A 20,776-nucleotide genomic window follows, 5' to 3' on the forward strand; every position below is an offset into this window, starting at 1 on the left:
GCGTCCGTCAGGTCCTCGTTTGTTCCGCCGGCATGCGGGCCCGCGCCCGCTCGCCGCCGAAATACGCCTTGAGCCAGGGATGATCGGAAGCCAGCATGGTGGCGAGCGGACCGACCGCGATGACACGTTTGTCCGCCAGGGCGGCAATCCTGTCGCACGCTACATAGAGACTGTCGAGGTCATGGGTTACCATGAACACCGTCAGGCCCAAAGTCTGCTTCAGCGTCATGATCAGTTCGTCGAACTCGGCGGCGCCGATCGGATCGAGGCCCGAGGTCGGCTCGTCCAGGAAGACGATCTCCGGATCGAGCGCCAGCGCCCGGGCGAGCGCGGCGCGCTTGATCATGCCGCCGGACAGTTCAGAGGGCACCTTGTCGGCCGCATCGGGTTTCAGCCCAACCATCTCGACCTTGAGCATGGCGAGTTCTTCGAGCAGGCGCGGCGAAAGCTGGAGATATTCCCGCATCGGCACCTGGATGTTCTGCTTGACGGTCAGCGCCGAGAACAACGCGCCCTGCTGGAACATCACGCCGAAACGGCGTTCGAGCCGGCGCCGGCCGCGCGGATCGAGCTTGTCGACGTTCTCGCCGAAGACCTCGATCGTGCCGCGCTGCTTGCGCACGAGGCCGAGGATGGTGCGGGTCAGCACCGACTTGCCCTGACCGGAGCCGCCGACGAAGCCGAGAATTTCACCACGCATCACATCGAGATCGAGCCCGTCCATGATCACCTTATCGCCGAACGCGACCCTGAGATCTCGAACGCGAATCACCGCTTCGGGTTCCGGTCCGGCCGACGCCTGGGGGCCGAGCGGGCCGGTCTGCGAGGGTCTGTCGAGCATGGCCGCTCCCCTCACATCCGAATCGAGGCGAAGAACATGGCGAACAGCCCGTCGACCACGATGACCATGAAGATCGCCTTCACCACCGATGCCGTCACCTGATGGCCGAGCGATTCGGCCGAGCCCTTCACCGCCAGCCCCTCGATCGAGGCGATCAGCCCGATCACGAACGCCATGAACGGGGCCTTGATGAGGCCGACCGCGAAATGCTGCCAGGTGATCACGGATTTCAGGCGGTCGAGATAGGTGTCAAGGCCGATGCCGCCATAGAGCCAGCTGACCAGCCCGGCGCCGACGAGGCCGGACATCGCCGAGATGAAGGTCAGGATCGGCAGCGCGATGATCAGCGCCAGGATGCGCGGCACCACCAGCACCTCGATCGGGTCGAGCCCCATCACCCGGAGCGCGTCGATCTCCTCGCGCATCTTCATCGAGCCGATTTCGGCAGTGAAAGCGGAGCCGGAGCGGCCGGCGACCATGATCGAGGTCAGCAGCACCGAGAGTTCGCGCAGGACGAGGATGCCGGTCAGGTTGACGACGAAGGCGGTGGCGCCGAAGCGCTGGAGCTGGAAGATGCCCTGCTGCGCGACGATGCAGCCGACCAGGAACGAGATCAGGATGATGATCGGCGCGCCGTTGAAGGCGATCAGCTCGATCTGATTGACGAGCGAAGGGCCGCGGAAACGCCGCGGTCCGAACAGCGCGCCGACGCAGCCCGCCATCACTTCCCCGAGGAAGATGGCGCCGCCGGCGAGGTCGCGGCCGAAGCGAGTGACGCCTTGGCCGATATCGACGAGAACGGTGACGAGCCCGATCGGATGGACCGGCGGCTGGTAGTCGGTGACGTTGCGCTCGACCTCTCGCAGGAGCACCGCGTGCTCCGGGCGACGGCTGGTCAATTCGACGGAAACGCCCTTCGCCTCGCCCGCCTGCTTGACCTGGTCGAGCACATAGGCGCCGAGCGTGTCGAGGCGCTCGATGGCCGACAGGTCGAGCCGCGCCTGACGCACGCTGCCGACGCGCTTGGACAGTTCGCTGGCCAGCGCCTCGAGACGCGGCGCCCGCCCGACGCTCCAGCGCCCCGCCAGCGACACGACCAGGACGCCGCCATCGTCGCGATAGACTGCCTGCGGCTCAACGTCGTCGGCGACAGCCATGACGGTTCGCCTGCTCCCCACGCTCAGATTCGGCCCCCAAGACCTGTATTGCCGCGCGCCCGAAGGATGGCAAGGGCCGCCAAGACCAGCCCGAGCAGCGCGACCGGCACCATGGCGAGGAATACGCCAGGGCCGAACAGGCGGTAGAGATAGCCGGAGAGAACCGTCATTACCCCCATGGCAAGCGCACCGGCGGCGACGAGGCGGCCCTGCGCGGCCGCCCGGCGCGCGTCCGGGGCAAGCGCCGACACCGCCGCCAGCGAGCCGAGATGCGCGCAGCCGAAGGTGATCCCGTGCAGGAGTTGCAGCAGGAAGGTGAGCGACAGATTTAGGTCGGCGCTCATCGCGCCGAAGCGCAATGCCGCCACGAGCGCCGCGATCGCGATCCAGCGCAGGCCGACGAGACCGCGCGCAGCGATGCCGCCCGCGATCAGGAAGACGGCGATCTCGGCGAGGACACCGACAGCCCAGAGCCAGCCGATCGCCTCGCCGCTGAAACCGAGGCTGCGCCAGTGCAACGAGCCGAAGGCATAGAGCGCGGCATGGGTGGCGTTGACGCAGGCCGCAGCCCCGACCGCCAGCCAGAACGGCAGCTTGAAGCTGGCGGGGGGCGCTCCTTGCCGGACGGCCGACGCGATGCCGCCCGGTGGCGACGGAGCCTGCAGCGCGGCGAGCGCCGCCAGCGAACTGCTGCCGGCGAGGACGAAGGGGATCAGCCAGGCGCCATGCTGCGCGATCAGATAGCCGCCGGCGAGATTCGAGAGCACGAACGTCACCGAGCCCCAGAGCCTGACGCGGCCATAATCCCTCAGCGCGCCCGCCTTCACCTGCTCGGTGGTCAGGACGTCGGCGAGCGGCACCACGCCCGACAATGCGATGGCGCTGAGCGCCGTCAGCATCGCGATCGGAACGAGTTGGTCCTGGGGTGCGAGAGCAAAATAGAGCGTCGCCGCGAGCGCATTCAGCAGGGCGAGCAGGAGATTTGGCTGCAGACGGTCACCGAGCCCCGTCACTGACGACGCGACAAAGACGCGCACCAGGATCGGGATCGCCAGGACATAGCCGATGTCGATATCGCTCAGCCCCTTCGAGGCGAGCCAGACCGGGAAAAAGGGCAGATAGAAGCCGACGCCGAGAAAGTTCAGCGCGTGCATCAGCGACAGGCGTGCCGCCAGCAGGCGCGAGAATCCGGACCGGAGCGGCGGTGACATGCCCTTGGCAGCGATTTCTTAAAGAATCAGCAGCAATTTTGCCGATGGGCATCTTCGGCCGGCGACATGCGATTCGGCCAGCCCATGGAGAGCAGTCTGGCCATGAGCGACGCGCGTTCGCTATTTCCGCTGAGCGCGGCCGACTATGACGCGATCGCGGCTGCCGTGATGGAGACGGCGCGCGGCCGTTGGTTCCTGGCCGAATATGCCAGGCGCAACCGGCAGGCCGACACCGAGATGGTGCTGTCGGCGATCGCCCGCCTCGAGCGGCTCTGCACCGTTCCTGCCGCGTCAGCGGAATTCAGCCCCGAGCTCTCGGAAACCGCCCGCGCCATTGCTGAACTGCACGATGATCTCGACCGCTCGGGCGTCAGCGGCACGTCCTCGCGCCTGTCGGCGCGCATTCAAGAAGCGGCCTCCGGCATCCTCGACGCCGCCGAAGCAATCCAGGAGATCGCCTGGACATTGCGCGAGGATGGGGCCGCGCCCGAGCTCTGCGACCGGCTCGACCGGCGCGCGACCGAGATCCACGGGACGACGACGATCATCGAGGCCGGCGCGAACCAGATCGAGAAGGTCGCCGACACCATCGCCATGCTCGATGCGAGCCTGCGCGATACGGCCGAGGGCTCCACCGCCTTCCTACTCGATACGCCGCCTCCTGCTCCGATCGTATCGGCGGCACCGCAACCACCGATGTCTACGAAGCCCGCGACCGATCCAGGCGACATCGACGTGGTCGAGGCCAGCACGCAGCAGCGCGCGCCTCTGAGCGAGGCCGGGCTGGGCCAACAGACACGCCCTTATCGTCGGCGCAACAGCACCCAGGTGGCCGAGGACGATATCGCCTTCGCCGATATCGGCGCGCCGGCCGAGGCGATCATGCTGCCGGACACGGCGAGTTCGGCCCGTCTCGAGCTCAGCTATTCCGAAGCGGATCTGCGGGCGATCGCCTCGCTGCCGGTCGAGGACCGGCTGCATTTCTTCGGCTGAATTCGTCGGGCTCAGTTCTCGCGCTTCAAGGCACTCTCATGCCAGCGCCGCAGCAGCAGATGCGAGATCAGGCTGGTCGCCAGGAAGATGGCGATGCCCGAGAGCGAGATCATCAGCAGCGCCGCGAAGACGCGCGGGATCTTGAGCTGGTAGCCCGCCTCGAGGATGCGATAGGCCAGCCCCGATTCCGAACCGCCCGTCCCCGCCACGAACTCGGCGACGACGGCGCCGATCAGCGCGAGCCCGCCCGAGATCTTGAGACCTGCGAGGAAATAGGGCAGCGCCGCCGGCAGCTTGAGATAGCGCAGCGTCTGCCAGCGCGTCGCGCCATGCAGCTGGAAGAAATTGATCAGGTTGTGATCGGCCGAGTTCAGCCCGAGGATGGTGTTCGACAGGATCGGGAAGAAGGCGACGATCCAGGCGCAGATCAAGAGCGAGAGATTGATGTCGCCGGCCCAGATGATGATCAGCGGCGCGATCGCGACGATCGGCGTGACCTGCAGGATCACCGCATAGGGCAGAAGCGCCATCTCCAGCCATTTCGACTGGGTGAACAATACGGCGAGCGCGACGCCGACGATCACCGCCGCCGCCAGCGCCATGAAGGTGATGCGCAAGGTGATCCAGAGCGAGGCCGAGAGCGTGCCCCAGTCGGCGATCAGGGTCTGGCCGACCAGGAGCGGTCCGGGCAGCACATAGGACGGCACCTCGTTCCAGCGCACGGCGAACTCCCAGAGCCCGAGCACTAGGATGCCGACGAAGATCGGGGCGAGGATGCGCGGCCAGAAGCTGACCGGCAGGCCGAGGATGGTGGGCTCGGCGAGTGCGAGCGGGCGGGCCTCGGCATCGGTGCCGTCATGCGGCACTGCGGTGGACGGAGAGGCAGAACTCATGCGCCGATCGCCTCCTTGAGCTTGCCGGAGGCGAGCCGGCAGAGATGGGCGTATTCGGCCGAGGTCCGGAACAATTCGTCGCGCGGATAGGGCGCGGAGACGTCGAGATCGGCCATGACGCGGCCGGGGCGCGCCGCCATCACCACGATGCGCTGCGAGAGATAGACCGACTCGAAGACCGAATGGGTGACGAAGACGGCGGTGAAGCGCTCGCGCCACCACAGGTTCAGGAGATCGTCGTTGAGGCGGTGGCGGGTGATCTCGTCGAGCGCGGCGAAGGGCTCGTCCATCAGGAGGATTTTTGGCCGCATCACCAGAGCGCGGGCGATCGAGACGCGCATCTTCATGCCGCCGGAGAGCTCGCGCGGATAGGATTTCTCGAAGCCCTTCAGCCCGACCAGCGCCAGCATCTGGGCCGCGCGCTCCTCAGCTTCGCGCTTCGGGACATGTTTCAGGACCAGCGGCAACATGACGTTGGCGAGCGCATTGGCCCAGGGCATCAGTGTCGGATCCTGGAAGACGAAGCCGAGATCACGCCCCGCCTTGTCCTCGCCCGCGCCGGGCCAGTCGATCGTGCCTGTGGACGGGCTGCCGAGCCCGGCGACCATGCGCAGCAGGGTCGACTTGCCGCAGCCGGAGGGGCCGAGCAGGCTGACGAACTCGCCGGTGCCGAGATCGAGATCGACATCGCGCACGGCGATGGTGCCGTTGGCGAACTGCTTGGAGACCCGCCGGATCGAGACGAGCGGAGCCCCGCTCGCCTGCCCCCCCGCCGGATGTGTGCTCAGATAGGCTGTGTCCAAAGGCCTGACGATCCGTTGTGTGGAGAGCCGTCATTCTCGGGCGGAGCGGAGCGCAGACCCGAGAATCTCCGGCAAGAGATGCTCGGGACAAGCCTGAGCATGACGCATTTCAGGGCTTGCCGACGCCCTTGTTGATGAACTCGAGGCTGTAGGCCTTCTTCACGTCGACGCCCGCGGGGATGACGCCGGCCTCGGTCATGGTCTTGGCGAAGCTTTCCCAGCGCGCATCGGTCATGGCGCCGATGCCGAGCGTCTTCGCATCCCCCGAGGCGACGATGCCGTTGTCGTTCATCACCTTGAGGGCGTAGTCGATCTTCTCCTGATCCATGTCGGGATTGTCTTTCAGGATCCGGGCATTGGCGGCAGCGATGTTCGGGCCGCCCTTCATGTACTCGGCCCAGCCTTCGGCGGTCGCGTCGACGAAGCGCTGCACGATCTCCTTCTTCTCCTGCACCATCTTGCGGGAGATCGTGATCGTCGTGTTGTAGTTCTCGAAGCCGGCATCGGCGAGGAGATGGACGACCGGCTCGACGCCGGCCTTGCGGATGACGAAGGGCTCGGAAGACAGGAAGCCCTGCTGGGTCAGCTTCTTGTCGGCCAGGAACGGCGCCATGTTGAAGGTGTAGGGCCGAATCTGCTCGTCGCGATAGCCGAATTTCAGCTTCAGGAACGGCCAGAAGCCGACGCGGGCCTGCGCCGCGATCAGGATCGGCTTGTCCTTGAGGGCAGCGAGCGTGTCGTTGCCCTGGCCGGGATGCGAGATCAGGACCTGCGGGTCCTTCTGGAAGATCGAGGCGATGCAGAGGAAGGGCAGGTTCTCCTGCGCGAAGCTGAGCGCCTCCAGCGAATTGCCCATAATCATGTCGACACGGCCGCCGAGCAGGAGCTGGGTCGGGTTCTGCTGCGGACCACCCGGCCGAATCTCGACGTCGAGCCCGTACTTCTTGTAGATGCCGTTGGCGGCGGCGAGATAGAAGCCGCCATGCTCGGTCTGGGCGCGCCAGTTGGTCTGGTAGCTAACCTTGTCGAGGGTCTGCGCATTGACGCGCGCACCCGGCAATGGGATCAGCACCGAGGCGGCCGAGCCACCGAGCAGGCCGAGCGCAGCGCGCCGGTCGAGGCGATACTTCATCGTCATGGCCGAACCCCCTCCATCTTTTCGCGAACCTGTTACCGGACCGCAAAACCCTTGCGCCCGGCAAGCAGCTTGTATGCCACGGCCGATAGGCCGCTGGAAATGCGTCGCTGTTGGCTTTCGCACAGACAGACCGCGCCGACGAGGCTCCAGGCTGCATGGCATGCGCGTACCATCAGCCCTTCCCTCGTCACCTTCGGACATTATGCTGCGTGATCCTGCCGCCTCGAGGCAGCAGGCGCGAATCGCGGGGCCGCCCGCAGCTTCATCGTCGAGACTTCGAGATCATGACCGCACGCTGCTGGGGCGACCTGAAGACCACCGACTTCGCCGGCCTCTCGCCCGAGACGACCATCGCCGTGCTGCCGCTCGCCGCGATCGAGCAGCACGGGCCACACCTGCCTGTGTCGGTCGATACCACCGTGATGAGCGCGATGCTGGCGCTGGCGATGCCGCAGGTTCCGGCCGGGCTCGATGTGCTGGTGCTGCCGACGCAGGCGATCTGCAAGTCGAACGAGCACCTGCATTCGCCGGGCACGCTGACGATCTCCTGGGAAAGCGCGATCCGCAGCTGGATCGAGATCGGCGAGAGCGTGAAGCGCGCCGGCCTGCGCAAGCTCGTGCTCGTCACCTCCCATGGCGGCAATGTCGACCCGATGAAGGTGGTGGCGCGCGAGCTGCGCGTCAGCCAGGGAATGTTCGCGGTCTCGACCTCCTGGAGCAATTTCGGCCTGCCACCGGAGCTTTATGGCGAGATGGACGCCAGACATGGCATCCATGCCGGCGACATCGAGACCTCGCTGATGCTGCATTTCCGGCCCGACCTCGTCGACATGAGCCAGGCCGGCCGCTTCGTGCCGAGGACGGTCGAGATGGCGGACGAGGGCTACACATGGCTGCGGCCGACGGGAGCCCACCCCTTCGCCTGGATGGCGCAGGATGTTCACCCTTCCGGCGCGGCGGGCGATGCCAGCCTCGCCACCGCCGAGAAGGGCAAGGCGACGGCCGAGCTCCAGGCCAGGGGCTTCGTCGAGCTGCTGGCTGATGTGGCGCGGTTTCCGCTGGCGAAGCTGCACAAGGCCAACTGACAGGCGTCATGCTCGGGCTTGACCCGAGCATCTCGTGCCGGAGGAGGCTCCTATGAGCGCCTTGTTGTCAGGAGATTCTCGGGTCTGCGCTTCGCTCCGCCCGAGAATGACGCCTCTTTCTCAATCCGGATCGAGCAGCCTCGGCCCTGCCCCCTGCTTGCCGAGTTCGTCCCAGGGGTTGTGCAGCGGGCAGCTCTTCACCGAGAGGCAGCCACAGCCGATGCAGTCGGTGAGGTGGTCGCGCAGGCGCGTCAGCCGGTCGATGCGATGCTCAAGCTCCTCCTTCCAGGCGGCGGAGAGCCGGGTCCAGTCCTCCGCCGTCGGCGTGCGCTCCTGCGGCAGCGCCTTGAAGGCCTCGCGGATGGTCTTGAGCGGGATGCCGGTGCGCTGCGCCACCTTGATGATGGCGACGCGGCGCAGCACCTCGCGCGGATAGCGACGCTGATTGCCGGCATTGCGGCGACTGCGGATCAGGCCTTCGGCCTCGTAGAAGTGCAATGCGGAGACCGCGATGCCGCTACGGCTCGCGACCTGGCCGACGCTGAGATCGTCGGCGAACAGATTGCGGGCTGGGTGCTTCATGGCTCTTGACCTTAACCTTACTTAAGGTCTTATAGAGATCGCTCCGCTGCACCGCCAGCCCCTCGGAGCCCTCCCATGCATCGCCCGCTCATCCCCCAGATCAAGGTTGCCGTGATCTATGGCAGCACGCGCCAGGGGCGCCTCTGCACCAAGGTCGCCGGCTGGACGATCGCGCAGATCGAGGGCGACGGGCCGTTCTGCGTCGAGAGCGTCGACCCCGGCGCGCACGACCTCGCCGAGCAGACCGAACGGCTCGGCCGCGCCGACGCCTTCATCGTGGTCACGCCCGAATACAATCGCAGCTTCCCGGCCCCGCTGAAGGCGCTGATCGACGGGACCGGAGCGGAATGGCGTGGCAAGCCGGTCGCCTTCGTCTCCTATGGCGGAGTTTCGGGAGGCCTGCGCGCCGTCGAGCAACTCCGCCTCGTCTTCGCCGAACTGCACGCCGCGACGATCCGCGACGGCGTCTGCTTCGCCAATGCCTGGGACCAGTTCGACGAGACCGGACGCCTGCGCGACGCCGACCGGGCCGAACGGGCGATGGCGACCATGCTCGGACAATTGCACTGGTGGGCGAGCGCGCTTAGGACCGCTCGGAATACCGTGCCTTATGGGCAGTTCGCGGCGTGAATGAGAGGACAGCCTAACGCCGCGATGCAGTTTGCTTCACAAATTCGAACTGGTCGCGGCGGCGGCATCCGGGAAGGATCAGGCGAACCGATCCCTCCCACCGCGGAGCCGCCATGCAGCTCAAACTCCTGCGCAACGCCCTGCTCAAGCTGAGCTATGCCGGCAAGACCCTGCTGATCGATCCCGATCTCGGCGAGAAACTCAGCCGCCGCTCGATCGCCGGCAAGTCGCAGAACCCCATGGTCGACCTGCCCGAGCCGATCGAGGAGATCCTCGCCGGCGTCGACCATGTCATCGTCTCGCATCTGCATGCCGACCATTTCGACGAGGTCGCCAAGACCAGGATTCCGAAGGACATCCCGCTGATCTGCCAGCCCGGCAATGAAGAGGCGATCCGGGCGGCCGGCTTCAGCAATTTCGAGCCGCTCGAATGCTTCGTCCGGATCGGGCCGATCGTGGTCAAGTCGCAGCCGGCCCAGCATGGCACCGGACCGGTCGTCGACATCATGGGCAAGGTGATGGGCTTCACCCTGGAAGCGCCGGGCGAACCTTCGGTCTACTGGTGCGGCGACAGCGTGCTCTATCCGCCGCTGCAGGAGGCCGTTGCCAAGGCTGAGCCCGATGTGATCGTCACCCATTCCTGCGGCGCCCTCTGGGACGGCACGCTGATCGTGATGGATGCGCAGCAGACGCTCGACCTTGCCGAGCAGGCGCCGCAGGCGACCATCGTCGCGACCCATATGGAAGCGCTCGACCATGCCAGCGTCAGCCGGCAGGCTCTGCGCGAAGCCGCCGATTCCCGCGGCATCGCCCGCGAGCGGCTCCTGATCCCCGCGGATGGCGAGACGATCGAGCTGAAGGCGCCGATGGGCGCCTGAGCGGTGCTTACCTGACGCGCTTGGCGTCGACGCCGAAGGAGCGGAAGGTGTTGCGGTCGACGATAGTCACTGTCGTCGACGAGTTGGAACTGCCGAATTCGCTCTTGAGGGACATCTCCAGCACGCACTCGCCAGTTCCGGAACCGGGCCTGGCGGTCCAATGACCGGAGGTGACCTGTTCCTCCCACTTGCCTTGCTGATTGACGAACCGGCGGACGGCCCTGAACGAGCCGTCGGCATTATAGGCGTCGAGATTGTCGACCTTGACCTTCTTCGGGCCCATGGCGACGTCGCCCTTGGTGGCCCAGCGCCCGGTCAGCGTACCCTGGCAATCGGTGGCGGCGGAGGCGACCCCGGCCGAGCCGAAAACGGCTGCGAGGAGCGGCAGGAGGAAGCGGCACATGACGATCTCCGGAGAGCGATGCAGGTCTCACTGCACCGATACTCTCTCCGGAAAGGCCTGATCGCATCCTCCATTCGAAGGAGCGGCCGCTACTCCCCCGCCTTGAGCCGCTTGGCGTAGATGTCCTTGTACTGCTCGCGCAGCAGATTCTTCTGGACCTTGCCCATGGTATTGCGCGGCAGGTCGGCGACGACGAAGACCTGCTTGGGCTGCTTGAACTTGGCGAGGCGCTGCTCCAGGGCCTTGGCGATGCCGGCAGCGCTGATATCGGCCCCGGGCTTAGCTACCACCACGGCGGTGACGCCCTCGCCGAAATCCGGATGCGGGCAGCCGATCACGGCGCTCTCGATAACGCCCGGCATCTCGTCGATCTCGGCCTCGACCTCCTTGGGGTAGACGTTGTAGCCGCCGGTGATGATCAGGTCCTTGCCGCGCCCGACGATGTGGACATAGCCGGCCGGATCGATCTTGCCGAGATCGCCGGTGATGAAGAAGCCGTCGGCCCGGAACTCGGCCTTGGTCTTTTCGGGATTGCGCCAATAGCCCTTGAAGACGTTCGGCCCCTTGACCTCGATCATGCCGATCTCGTCGCGGGCGAGTTCCTTGCCGGTCTCCGGATCGGTGACGCGGGCCGAGACGCCCGGCAGCGGGAAACCGACCGTGCCCGCCACCCGGTCCCCGTGATAGGGATTCGAGGTGTTCATGTTGGTCTCGGTCATGCCGTAGCGCTCGAGGATTGCGTGGCCGGTGCGCTCGCGCCATTCGCGATGCGTCTCGGCCAGCAGCGGCGCCGAGCCGGAGACGAAGAGGCGCATGTGCTTCACCGCCTCCTTCGACAGGCGCGGATCCTGCAGGAGGCGGACATAGAAGGTCGGCACGCCCATCATGCTGGTGGCCTTCGGCAGGTATTTGAAGACCTGCTCAGGATCGAACTTCGGCAGCAGGATCATTGAGGCGCCGGCCAGGAGGATGGTGTTGGTCGCGACGAAGAGGCCGTGGGTGTGGAAGATCGGCAAAGCGTGCAACAGCACGTCGTCCTTGCTGAAGCGCCAATAGTCGACCAGCGCCAGCGCGTTCGAGGCGAGGTTGTCATGGCTGAGCATGGCACCCTTGGAGCGCCCGGTCGTGCCGGAGGTGTAGAGGATGGCGGCAAGATCGTCCGCGCCGCGCGCGACGTCCGTGAACTCGCCCGAGGCGGCATTGGCCTTGTCGAGCAGGCTGCCGGCACCGACGCCGAGCGTTTCCAGCTTCGCGCCAGCCTTGTCGGCGAAGGGCTTCAGCGCCTCCGCCTTGGCGGGATCGCAGACGAAGACGGCCGGCTCGGCATCGCCGAGGAAATACTCGATCTCGGCCGGGGTATAGGCGGTGTTGAGCGGCAGGAAGATCGCGCCGGCGCGGACCGTGCCGAGATAGAGCATCAGCGCCTCCAGGCTCTTCTCGACCTGGACGGCGACGCGGTCGCCCGGCTTGACGCCGAGCGCCACCAGCGCATTGGCGAAGCGGGCGGAAACCGCGACCATGTCGGCGTAACTATAGGTCCGGCCGTCATCGAGGAACGCGAAGGGCGCGGCCGGCGCCGGCCTCCGGGCCTTGATCAGGTCGAACAGATGATTGCCCATGATTTCGGGTCCTTTCAGGCGTTTCCGCGACGTTTCCTCAGCCCTCATCCTGAGGAGCCGCGTCAGCGGCGTCTCGAAGGATGCTCCAGATGTCTCCGGAACCTCCTGGAGCATCCTTCGAGACGCGCCTTTGGCGCACCTCAGGATGAGGGCTCAACCCTTCAAATGACCTGAAGGGCTCCGTGAATCAATTGTTGGCCGGCCGCAGCAGCTTCTTCACCGAGGAGGAGGCGACGACGGTGTTGCGGCTGGCGAAGGCTTCGTGATTGGTCTCGATGTCGCCCAGCTCATAGCGGTAATTGACCATGACGCCATGCGACTCGCGCTGGCCCCGGTCGGAGAGATTGCCGCCGACATTGATGCGCTCCAGCCGCGCGCCATTGCCGAGATGGAAGCGGGCGACCGGGTCGATCACACGCCCAGAGGAGGTGCGGGCTCGCAGCATGTACTGCGCCATCATCTGGCCGAGCAGCTTGTCGCGGCGGGCGCGAGTGACCTCGTCCTGCTTGGCGACCTCAGCCGGCGACTGCATCAAGAGCGTCGCCTCCTCATTGGTCAGGCCGAGCCCGGCCGGTTCCGCCAGCTCCTGGCCTAGCCAGCGGGCGAAGCCCGGCACCGGCGAGAGCGTGACGAATACGTCGAGGCCCGGCAGCTCCCGCTTCAGATCCTCGGCGACCTGCTTGATCAGGAAATTGCCGAAGGAAATGCCGCGCAGACCCTCCTGGCAATTGGAGATCGAATAGAACACCGCCGTCGTGGCGGAGGAGGCCGGCAACACCTCGCGATCCTCGCTGAGCACGTCGACGATGCGGCTCGGACTCTCGCGGGTCAGCGCCACCTCGACGAAGATCAAGGGCTCGTCGATCAGCTGGGGATGGAAGAAGGCGAAGCAGCGCCGATCGGCCGGCTCGAGCCGGCGGCGCAGATCATCCCAGTCCTTGATGGCGTGGACCGCCTCGTAGCGGATGATCTTCTCCAGCACATTGGCCGGCGTGGTCCAGTCGATCCGGCGCAGCACCAGGAAGCCGCGATTGAACCAGGAGCCGAACAGGTGTCGGAAATCGGCGTCGACCGCCTTGAGCTCCGGCTCCTCCTTCATCGCCTCGAACAGGCTCTCGCGCATGCGCACCAGCACATGCGTCCCGCCGGGCGCGAGATTGAGCCGGCGGAAGAGCTCCTGCCGGCGCGGCTCCGAGGCGAGATGGAGCTGCCCGATCGCCTCGGCATCGGGATTGTCACGGTAACGCTCCAGCGCGGCTTCGAGCCGCTCGTGGTCGGGGCCGAAGCGCTCATGCAGCAGGCGGAAGAAGGCGAGCCGGCCGGCGTCGTCGAGCTGCTCCCAATCCTCCAGCACCGCCTGCGCCAGTGCCATGCCCGAGGCCTCGCCGCGGCCCGAGAGCAGATCCTCGCAGAGCTTGTCGAGCGGCCGCCGGCGGTTCGAGGCGAAGCGCTCGAAATTGATCAGCGCCCGGCCGCGATCGGCGACGCTGGTCAGGAGATCGCCAAGAAACGCCATCTGCACCCCCAAAGCCTCGCTTGAGCCGCCTATCCTATACGAGTTTATCGCAGTGCAAATGCGACGGTCCGCGACACGATCGCCCTACTTCAACAGCTGCCACGCCTTGAGGAAGAAATCGGGCGCGCCGAAATTCCCCGACTTCAACGCCACCACCATCTCCGGCCCGTCGACGACACGGGTCCACGGCACGCCGGGGTCGATCTCCGGGCCGATCTCCAGCGTTCGGATGGCAAGGCCCTGCACGACCGCGCCGGAGGTCTCGCCACCTGCGACGAGCAGGCGGGTGACGCTGCCGGCGTTGAGCAGGCGCGCGAGTTCGGCGAAGGCGTGCTCGACGATCTCGCCGGCCTTGTCGCGGCCGAGCTTGTCCTGCACCGAAGCGACCTCGGCCGGATCGTCGCTGGAATAGACGAGGAAGGGCTTGTCGACGGGCTGAGCCAAGGCCCAGTCCGCCAGTTCCTTCGCCGTCTGCTGGCCGCCGGCCAGCGCCAGCGGATCGACCTTCAGCGCCGGGATCCCGACCGCGAGCGCCGCCTTGATCTGGCCGCGCGTCGCCGCCGAGCAACTGCCGGAGATGATGCCGGCGCGGCCGGTCGGGGCGGCGAGATGCGTCGCGGTCTCGCGCCAGGGCAAGAGCCCCGCCTTGCGGAAATTCTCGGGCAGTCCCATCGCGATCCCGGAGCCGCCGGTGAGCAGGACATGGTCGGAGATGGCCTCGCCGAGCACCATCAGATGGCCGTTGTCGAGCGCGTCGGTGACGACATAGCGCACGCCGTCGGCGGCCAGCTCGGCCAGGCGCTTGCGCACGGCGGCGGCGCCCTGGTTGACGGAAGCATAGGAGGCGAGCCCGACCTTCTGAGGAGTCTGCGCACCCATCAGCCGCATCAGGTTGGCATCCCGCATCGGCGTCAGCGGGTGGTCCTTCATCGAGCTCTCTTGCAGCGGCACCTCGCCGACGAAGAGATAGCCCTGGAAGATCGAGCGGCCATTGGCCGGGAAGGCCGGGCAGACGATCGCCTGATGGGCATTGAGGCGCTGCATCAGCGCGTCCGCGACCGGGCCGATATTGCCCTTGGCGGTCGAGTCGAAAGTCGAGCAGTATTTGAACAGGATCTGCCGCGCACCGGCCGCGAGCAGCGCTTCGCAGGCGGCGAGCGAATCCGCCACCGCCTCCGCGACAGGATTGGTGCGCGATTTCAGCGCCACGACGACGGCGTCGGCCTCGGGCAGCTTTGCCCCGGCAGCGGGGGCGCCGATGACCTGGACCGTGCGCATCCCGGCACGGTTCAGCGTCAGGGCGACATCGGTCGCGCCCGTCATGTCGTCGGCAATCACACCCAGCAGCATTGTTTGACCTTCCCTTGCCTTCTTTCGCGGGCAATGGCCCGCGGCGAAAATCTTGCATACCAGAATTGGCGCGCGCGGCGAGAGGCCATCACCGCGCCACCGCCATGCAACCCCTGCTCCACGCCGTCACATTGTATCCATTGCACCAGACACCACGGCATGGAATGTTTCTGGCCAAGCTCGGCCTGGGCAAGGAAAGCCCTATCGACGATCACCGCAAACGCCAGCTTGGTACCGAATGGGACCAAACAGGAATGCCCCGCGAAGCTCCGTGATCGCCGCAAGAGCGATGGAGTCTCGGGAAAGGGGCCAAGGTCAAAGCAAAACAACGATGAGGGGAACAGCGATGAAACGTATCGTTCTGCTGGCGTCCGCGGCTCTGCTCGGCCTCGCCATTCTTCCAGCTCAAGCCCAATCGCCATCGACCTTGCGCATCGGCCTGCAGGAGGACCCCGATGTGCTCGATCCGCACAAGGCCCGCACCTTCGTCGGCCGCATCGTCTTCATGGGGTTGTGCGACCGGCTCGTCGACATCGACCCGGAGCTGAAGATCATCCCGCGGCTGGCGACGCAATGGTCGTTCTCGGGCGATGGGCTGACGCTGACGATGAAGCTCCGGACCGACGCCAAGTTCCATGATGGCGAGAGCTTCAACGCCGAGGCGGCCAAGGCCAATCTCGAACGGGCGATGACGCTGCCGGATTCGCTGCGCAAATCCGAACTCGCCTCGGTCGCGAGCGTGGAGGCTCCCGATCCGGCGACCCTCATCCTCAAGCTGAAGCGGCCCGACGCGACGCTCCTCGCCCAGCTCACCGACCGCGCCGGCATGATGCTGTCGCCGAAGAGCCTCGGCCCCGACATCTCGGCGAAGCCGGTCTGCTCCGGCCCCTACCAGTTCGTCGAGCGCGTCCAGAACGACCGCATCGTGCTGGAGAAGTTCAAGGGGCACTGGGAAGCCGACAAGTACCAGTTCGACCGGATCGTCTATCGCGCTATCCCCGACACCACGGTCCGGCTGGCCAACCTGCGCGCCGGCGAGCTCGATATGCTGGAGCGGCTGGCCCCGACCGACGTGAAATCGGCCAAGGGCGACAAGAGCCTCAAGGTCGAGAGCACTGCCAATCTCGGCTATCAGGGCATCACCATCAACACCAACCATGGCGACGCCGCCAACCAGCCGATGGGCAAGGACAAGCGCGTCCGGCAGGCGCTGTCGCTCTCGATCGACCGGAAGGTGCTGAGCCAGGTGGTGTTCGAGGGGCTCTATGCGCCGATGAACCAGCCCTTCAACCCCGGCAACCAGTATCTTTCCGCCGTCCTGCCCGTGCCGGAGCGCGACGTCGCCAAGGCCAAGGCGCTGCTGAAGGAAGCCGGGGCCGCCAAGGTCAGCGTCGAGCTTTTCGTCACCAACAACCCGGTCGACGCCCAGCTCGGTCAGGTCATCCAGGCGATGGCGCAGGAAGCGGGCATCGACATCCAGATCCGCTCGAGCGAGTTCGCCAGCCAATTGCGCGACCAGCAGCAGGGCAAGTTCCAGATGAGCCGGATCGGCTGGTCCGGACGCATCGATCCGGACGGCAATATCCACCAGTTCGTCACGACCAAGGGCAACCAGAACGACGGGCGCTACTCCAATGCCGAGGTCGACAAGCTGCTCGACGAGGCCCGCACGCTTTACGACGTCGCCGAGCGCAAGAAGCGCTACGACGCGGCGCAGAAGATCCTGCAGGACGAACTGCCTATCGTCTATCTCTACAACCAGACCGTCTTCTTCGCGCTGCGTTCAAACCTCCAGGGCTTCGTGATCAATCCCGACGGGATGATCCGGCTCTCGGGATTGAAGCGGTCGTGATTGGCCCCATGGCCTATTCTGCGGGATGCGCCGACAAGTCCCCTTCCTCCCGCTTGCGGTGGGGAAGGGTTAGGGATGGAGGGCCGGAAAGCCAGAACTCCATCCTGAATCGTTTCACCAAGCGGCGCTGCCCCCCACCCCAGCTCTCCCCACCGCAAGCGGGGGGAGGGAGAAGGCAGCCATGTTCGCGCTGATCGGCCGACGCGTCCTGATCGCGATCCCGACGCTGTTCCTGGTGTCGCTGTTCGTCTTCGCCCTACAAAGGGCGCTGCCGGGCGACCCGTTCCTGGTCATCGCCGGCGAGGAGCGCGATCCCGAGGTGATCGCACGCCTGCGCGCGATCTACCGAATGGACGATCCGATCGTCGTGCAGTTCTTCGCCTGGCTCGGCCAGGTGCTCCAGGGTGATTTCGGCCGCTCGCTGCGCACCGGCGAGCCCGTGCTGACCCTGATCCTGCAGAAGCTGCCGGTGACGATCCAGCTCGCCACCGCCTCGATCATCGTCGCGCTCGCAATCGGCCTGCCGGCCGGAATCATCGCGGCGCGACGCAAGGGCACCATCGTCGACTATTCGGCGAGCGCGCTCGCTCTGTCCGGCCTGTCGATCCCCAACTTCTGGCTCGGCATCATGCTGATCCTCGTCATCGCCGTGGAGCTGAAATGGCTGCCGGCTTCGGGCTTCGAGTCGATCTTCGTCGACCCCAAGGCCGCGATCGAGCGCCTGATCATGCCGGCCTTCGTCCTCGGCGGCGGGCTCTCGGCCTTCATCATGCGCCATACCCGCTCGGCCATGCTGGAAGTGCTACGCTCCGACTATGTCCGCACAGCGCGCGCCAAGGGGCTCGACGAGCAGACCGTCGTCAACCGCCACGCGCTACGCAATGCGCTGATCCCGATCATCACCCTGTCGACGCTGCTGTTCGGCGAACTGCTCGCCGGCGCGGTGCTGACCGAGCAGGTCTTCACCATCCCCGGTTTCGGCAAGCTGATCGTCGATGCCGTCTTCAACCGCGACTATGGCGTCGTCCAGGGCGTGGTGCTGTGCACGGCGCTCGGCTTCATCCTGATGAACCTGCTCGCCGATGTCCTCTATATCCTCGCCAATCCGCGCCTGAGGAACGCCTGATGAGCGCCGTGACCGAGACCGGCGCGGCCGGCCCCTTGCAGGCGCGCCCGGGTGTGATGCGACGGCTCGTCCGCAACCGCTCGGCGCTGATCGGCGGAGCCCTCGTCCTGACCTTTGTGCTGCTGGCGATCCTGGCGCCGATCCTGCCGCTGGCCGATCCGCTGAAGTCGAACTTCCTCGCGATCCGCAAGCCGCCTTCCGAGCTGTACTGGTTCGGCACCGACGAGCTCGGCCGTGACCAGGTATCGCGCCTGTTCTATGGCGCACAGACCTCGCTGCTCGCCGGCATCGTCTCGGTTGCGATCGCGCTGGCGATCGGCATTCCCTTCGGGCTCGCCGCCGGCTGGTATGGCGGCTGGATCGACATCGTGATCTCGCGTGTCACCGAGGCCCTGCTGGCCTGCCCGTTCCTGATCCTCGCCATCGCCTTCGCCGCCGTGCTCGGACCGTCGCTGACCAATGCGATGATCGCGATCGGGCTCTCGGCGGTGCCGATCTTCATCCGGCTGGTGCGCGGCCAGGTGATGACGGTCAAGGCGGAGGACTTCGTCGAGGGCGCCCGCTCGGTCGGCGCGCGCGACCTGCGCCTGATGCTGGTCCATGTCCTGCCGAATACGCTCTCGCCGATCATCGTGCAGGCGACCCTGTTCATGGCGCAGGCGATCATCCTGGAAGCCGCCCTCTCCTTCCTCGGCCTCGGCCAGCAGCCGCCCTCGCCGTCCTGGGGCCAGATGCTCAACGTCGCCAAGAATTTCATGGAGCAGGCGCCGTGGATGTCGGTGGCGCCCGGCATCGCCATCTTCCTGGCGGTCCTCGGCTTCAACCTGCTCGGCGACGGCCTGCGCGATGCGCTCGATCCCAAAGAATCCTGATCCTGCTACCCAAGGAACTGATCATGTTCACCACCCGCCCCGAGATCCTCGGCACCTTCGGCGTCGTCACCTCGACGCATTGGCTCGCGACCGCGTCCGGGATGGCGATGCTGGAGAAGGGCGGCAACGCCTTCGACGCCTGCGCCGCCGCCGCCTTCGTGCTGCAGGTGGTCGAGCCGCACCTCGTCGGCCCGGCCGGCGACATGCCGGCGGTGTTCTATTCGGCCGAGACCAGGAAGGTCGAAGTGCTCTGCGCCCAGGGGCCGGCGCCGGCCGCCGCGACGATCAAGGCCTATAAGGACCTCGGCATCGACATCATCCCCGGGGACGGCCTGCTCTCCACCGTGATCCCCGGCGCATTCGGCGGCTGGATGACCATGCTGCGCGACCATGGCCGGCTGCCCCTGCGCGAGGTGCTGGAGCCGGCGATCGGCTATTTCGAGAACGGTCACCCGATGCTGCCGCGCGTCTCCGACACGATCGCAGGCCTCAGCGACCTCTTTACCAATGAATGGCCGACCTCGGGCGCGGTCTACCTGCCCGGCGGCAACGTCCCTAAGGGCCGCGAGCTCTTCCGCAATCCAGTGGCGGCCGCGACCTACAAGCGCATCCTCGCCGAGGCGGAAGCCGCCGGCGGCGATCGCCAGAAGCAGATCCAGGCCGCTTACGATGCCTGGTACAAGGGCTTCGTCGCCGAAGCGATGGACGCCTTCTGCCGCACGGAAGCGCCGATGGATTCGACCGGCCGCCGGCACAAGGGCCTGCTCACCGCGCAGGACCTGGCCGGCTGGACGCCGCACTACGAGGCGCCGGCGAGCGTGACCTATCATGACTGGGAGGTGTTCAAGATCGGCCCCTGGGGCCAGGGCCCGGTCTTCCTGCAGACGCTGAAGATCCTCGAAGGTTTCGACCTCTCCGCAATGGGCCCGGCCAGCCCCGAGTTCATCCACCATGTCGCCGAAGCGATGAAGCTCGCCTTCGCCGATCGCGAGGCCTATTACGGCGATCCCGACTTCGTGAAGGTGCCGCTGGCGACGCTGCTGTCGGACGACTATGCCCGCGGCCGGCGCGCGCTGATCGGCAACGAGGCTTCGCTCGAAATCCGTCCCGGAGCGGTCGCTGGCTTCGAAGCGCAGGTCGCACAGGCGCTCGCCAATATCCGGATTGCCGGCCAGCATGGCGCGGCGACCAGCGCGACGGTCGGCGAGCCGACGCTCGCCTCTATGGTCGCCTCCTCGCAGCGCGGCGACACCGTCCATATCGACGTGATCGACCGCTGGGGCAACATGGTCGCGGCGACGCCCTCGGGCGGCTGGCTGCAATCCTCGCCGGTGATCCCCGAGCTCGGCTTCCCGCTGAACTCGCGCGCCCAGGCCTTCTTCCTCGAAGAGGGGCTGCCCTCCTCGCTCGCGCCCGGCAAGCGCCCGCGCACGACGCTGACCCCGACCATCGCCTTCGAGAACGGAGAGCCGCGCCTCGCCTTCGGCACGCCGGGCGGCGATCAGCAGGAGCAATGGCAGCTCGGCATGTTCCTGCGCCGGGTGCATCACGGCCTCAATCTGCAGGAGGCGATCGACCTGCCGCTTTTCCACACCCAGCACTTCCCCTCGACCTTCTATCCGCGCGAGGCGCGGCCGGGCCATCTCACGGTCGAGGAGAGCGTCGGCGAGGCTGTTCTGGCCGATCTTATCCGCCGCGGACATGAGCTGGAGCGGGCGCCGGCCTGGACGGTCGGCCGTCTGACCGCTGCCGAGAAGAGCGCCAACGGCCTCTTGCGCGCCGCGGCGACCCCGCGTCTGATGCAGGCCTACGCCGCCGGCCGCTGAG

The 20,776-nt window shown here is 66.5% G+C and carries 19 protein-coding genes; 8 read left to right on the forward strand and 11 right to left on the reverse strand.

The features are described 5' to 3' along the window. Positions 1–7: 7 nt before the first annotated feature. From BMZ69_RS21450 to BMZ69_RS21460, 3 genes are read right to left on the reverse strand one after another with little or no spacing between them, the layout of a single operon-like run. Complete coding sequence (locus tag BMZ69_RS21450; RefSeq protein WP_092160556.1) at positions 8–841, reverse strand: ABC transporter ATP-binding protein; 834 nt, start codon at positions 839–841, stop codon at positions 8–10. Positions 842–852: 11 nt separating this feature from the next. After that, positions 853–1,998 carry an MlaE family lipid ABC transporter permease subunit gene (locus BMZ69_RS21455; RefSeq protein WP_092160558.1) on the reverse strand — a complete coding sequence of 382 codons (1,146 nt, stop codon included), beginning with the start codon at positions 1,996–1,998 and terminating at the stop codon, positions 853–855. A 23-nt stretch (positions 1,999–2,021) separates the two neighbouring features. Then, a complete protein-coding gene (locus BMZ69_RS21460) occupies positions 2,022–3,209 on the reverse strand; it encodes an MFS transporter (RefSeq protein WP_092160562.1) in 1,188 nt (395 codons plus the stop codon). A gap of 102 nt (positions 3,210–3,311) precedes the next feature. Here BMZ69_RS21460 and BMZ69_RS21465 point away from each other — a divergent pair, with 102 nt between their 5' ends. Continuing rightward, complete coding sequence (locus tag BMZ69_RS21465; RefSeq protein WP_092160567.1) at positions 3,312–4,202, forward strand: hypothetical protein; 891 nt, start codon at positions 3,312–3,314, stop codon at positions 4,200–4,202. A gap of 11 nt (positions 4,203–4,213) precedes the next feature. Here BMZ69_RS21465 and BMZ69_RS21470 read toward each other — a convergent pair whose 3' ends face one another. The 3 genes from BMZ69_RS21470 to BMZ69_RS21480 all read right to left on the reverse strand — a co-directional run bounded on the left by BMZ69_RS21470 (position 4,214) and on the right by BMZ69_RS21480 (position 7,036). Next, on the reverse strand, positions 4,214–5,095 hold the full coding sequence (locus BMZ69_RS21470; protein WP_092160570.1) for an ABC transporter permease: 882 nt from the start codon (positions 5,093–5,095) through the stop codon (positions 4,214–4,216). Next, positions 5,092–5,898 (reverse strand): ABC transporter ATP-binding protein, encoded by an 807-nt coding sequence (locus tag BMZ69_RS21475; RefSeq protein ID WP_244543464.1) that lies wholly within the window; start codon positions 5,896–5,898, stop codon positions 5,092–5,094. Before BMZ69_RS21475 ends, BMZ69_RS21470 begins: the two co-directional genes overlap by 4 nt. A gap of 109 nt (positions 5,899–6,007) precedes the next feature. Next, positions 6,008–7,036 carry an ABC transporter substrate-binding protein gene (locus BMZ69_RS21480; RefSeq protein WP_092160573.1) on the reverse strand — a complete coding sequence of 343 codons (1,029 nt, stop codon included), beginning with the start codon at positions 7,034–7,036 and terminating at the stop codon, positions 6,008–6,010. Between the two features lie 284 nt (positions 7,037–7,320). Between BMZ69_RS21480 and BMZ69_RS21485 the strand changes: the two genes are divergently transcribed. Beyond that, positions 7,321–8,121 (forward strand): creatininase family protein, encoded by an 801-nt coding sequence (locus BMZ69_RS21485; RefSeq protein ID WP_092160576.1) that lies wholly within the window; start codon positions 7,321–7,323, stop codon positions 8,119–8,121. A 120-nt stretch (positions 8,122–8,241) separates the two neighbouring features. On the opposite strand, the gene soxR is transcribed toward BMZ69_RS21485, so the two are convergent. Next, positions 8,242–8,703 carry a redox-sensitive transcriptional activator SoxR gene (soxR, locus tag BMZ69_RS21490; protein ID WP_092160578.1) on the reverse strand — a complete coding sequence of 154 codons (462 nt, stop codon included), beginning with the start codon at positions 8,701–8,703 and terminating at the stop codon, positions 8,242–8,244. A 75-nt stretch (positions 8,704–8,778) separates the two neighbouring features. Here soxR and BMZ69_RS21495 point away from each other — a divergent pair, with 75 nt between their 5' ends. Further along, entirely contained in the window at positions 8,779–9,333 is a 555-nt protein-coding gene (locus tag BMZ69_RS21495) for an NADPH-dependent FMN reductase (RefSeq protein WP_092160581.1), read from the forward strand. Positions 9,334–9,446: 113 nt separating this feature from the next. Beyond that, entirely contained in the window at positions 9,447–10,211 is a 765-nt protein-coding gene (locus BMZ69_RS21500; protein WP_092160584.1) for an MBL fold metallo-hydrolase, read from the forward strand. Between the two features lie 7 nt (positions 10,212–10,218). On the opposite strand, the gene BMZ69_RS21505 is transcribed toward BMZ69_RS21500, so the two are convergent. From BMZ69_RS21505 to otnK, 4 genes are all read right to left on the reverse strand, one after another. After that, positions 10,219–10,614: a hypothetical protein gene (locus tag BMZ69_RS21505; protein WP_092160587.1), complete on the reverse strand. Its 396-nt coding sequence runs from the start codon at positions 10,612–10,614 to the stop codon at positions 10,219–10,221. Positions 10,615–10,703: 89 nt separating this feature from the next. Then, positions 10,704–12,233, reverse strand: coding sequence for a malonate--CoA ligase (locus BMZ69_RS21510; protein WP_092160589.1), 1,530 nt, complete (start codon positions 12,231–12,233; stop codon positions 10,704–10,706). 187 nt (positions 12,234–12,420) lie between these two features. Further along, complete coding sequence (locus BMZ69_RS21515) at positions 12,421–13,749, reverse strand: malonyl-CoA decarboxylase (protein WP_092160592.1); 1,329 nt, start codon at positions 13,747–13,749, stop codon at positions 12,421–12,423. Between the two features lie 84 nt (positions 13,750–13,833). Then, positions 13,834–15,099 carry a 3-oxo-tetronate kinase gene (gene otnK, locus BMZ69_RS21520; protein WP_092160594.1) on the reverse strand — a complete coding sequence of 422 codons (1,266 nt, stop codon included), beginning with the start codon at positions 15,097–15,099 and terminating at the stop codon, positions 13,834–13,836. A 346-nt stretch (positions 15,100–15,445) separates the two neighbouring features. Here otnK and BMZ69_RS21525 point away from each other — a divergent pair, with 346 nt between their 5' ends. The 4 genes from BMZ69_RS21525 (at position 15,446) to BMZ69_RS21540 (ending at position 20,775) form a co-directional block, all read left to right on the forward strand. After that, positions 15,446–16,951, forward strand: a complete 1,506-nt coding sequence (locus BMZ69_RS21525; RefSeq protein ID WP_092160596.1) for an ABC transporter substrate-binding protein — start codon at positions 15,446–15,448, stop codon at positions 16,949–16,951. A gap of 181 nt (positions 16,952–17,132) precedes the next feature. Further along, positions 17,133–18,077, forward strand: coding sequence for an ABC transporter permease (locus tag BMZ69_RS21530; RefSeq protein WP_092160598.1), 945 nt, complete (start codon positions 17,133–17,135; stop codon positions 18,075–18,077). Further along, a complete protein-coding gene (locus tag BMZ69_RS21535) occupies positions 18,077–18,949 on the forward strand; it encodes an ABC transporter permease (RefSeq protein WP_092160601.1) in 873 nt (290 codons plus the stop codon). The genes BMZ69_RS21530 and BMZ69_RS21535 overlap by 1 nt, the downstream gene beginning before the upstream one ends. A gap of 17 nt (positions 18,950–18,966) precedes the next feature. Beyond that, entirely contained in the window at positions 18,967–20,775 is a 1,809-nt protein-coding gene (locus tag BMZ69_RS21540) for a gamma-glutamyltransferase family protein (RefSeq protein ID WP_210188066.1), read from the forward strand. Position 20,776: the final 1 nt, after the last annotated feature.

This window comes from Allobosea sp. CRIB-10 (assembly GCF_900112185.1).
Classification (GTDB): Bacteria; Pseudomonadota; Alphaproteobacteria; order Rhizobiales; family Beijerinckiaceae; genus Allobosea.

Excerpts from the sequence above, each read along its gene's own strand:
- BMZ69_RS21485 (WP_092160576.1), top strand. The coding sequence starts at position 7,321 with ATGACCGCACGCTGCTGGGGCGACCTGAAGACCACCGACTTCGCCGGC.
- BMZ69_RS21465 (WP_092160567.1), top strand. The coding sequence starts at position 3,312 with ATGAGCGACGCGCGTTCGCTATTTCCGCTGAGCGCGGCCGACTATGAC.
- BMZ69_RS21510 (WP_092160589.1), bottom strand. The coding sequence starts at position 12,233 with ATGGGCAATCATCTGTTCGACCTGATCAAGGCCCGGAGGCCGGCGCCG.
- BMZ69_RS21495 (WP_092160581.1), top strand. The coding sequence starts at position 8,779 with ATGCATCGCCCGCTCATCCCCCAGATCAAGGTTGCCGTGATCTATGGC.
- soxR (WP_092160578.1), bottom strand. The coding sequence starts at position 8,703 with ATGAAGCACCCAGCCCGCAATCTGTTCGCCGACGATCTCAGCGTCGGC.
- BMZ69_RS21505 (WP_092160587.1), bottom strand. The coding sequence starts at position 10,614 with ATGTGCCGCTTCCTCCTGCCGCTCCTCGCAGCCGTTTTCGGCTCGGCC.
- BMZ69_RS21515 (WP_092160592.1), bottom strand. The coding sequence starts at position 13,749 with ATGGCGTTTCTTGGCGATCTCCTGACCAGCGTCGCCGATCGCGGCCGG.
- BMZ69_RS21460 (WP_092160562.1), bottom strand. The coding sequence starts at position 3,209 with ATGTCACCGCCGCTCCGGTCCGGATTCTCGCGCCTGCTGGCGGCACGC.
- BMZ69_RS21535 (WP_092160601.1), top strand. The coding sequence starts at position 18,077 with ATGAGCGCCGTGACCGAGACCGGCGCGGCCGGCCCCTTGCAGGCGCGC.
- BMZ69_RS21480 (WP_092160573.1), bottom strand. The coding sequence starts at position 7,036 with ATGACGATGAAGTATCGCCTCGACCGGCGCGCTGCGCTCGGCCTGCTC.
- BMZ69_RS21525 (WP_092160596.1), top strand. The coding sequence starts at position 15,446 with ATGAAACGTATCGTTCTGCTGGCGTCCGCGGCTCTGCTCGGCCTCGCC.
- BMZ69_RS21450 (WP_092160556.1), bottom strand. The coding sequence starts at position 841 with ATGCTCGACAGACCCTCGCAGACCGGCCCGCTCGGCCCCCAGGCGTCG.
- BMZ69_RS21530 (WP_092160598.1), top strand. The coding sequence starts at position 17,133 with ATGTTCGCGCTGATCGGCCGACGCGTCCTGATCGCGATCCCGACGCTG.
- BMZ69_RS21500 (WP_092160584.1), top strand. The coding sequence starts at position 9,447 with ATGCAGCTCAAACTCCTGCGCAACGCCCTGCTCAAGCTGAGCTATGCC.
- BMZ69_RS21470 (WP_092160570.1), bottom strand. The coding sequence starts at position 5,095 with ATGAGTTCTGCCTCTCCGTCCACCGCAGTGCCGCATGACGGCACCGAT.
- BMZ69_RS21455 (WP_092160558.1), bottom strand. The coding sequence starts at position 1,998 with ATGGCTGTCGCCGACGACGTTGAGCCGCAGGCAGTCTATCGCGACGAT.
- otnK (WP_092160594.1), bottom strand. The coding sequence starts at position 15,099 with ATGCTGCTGGGTGTGATTGCCGACGACATGACGGGCGCGACCGATGTC.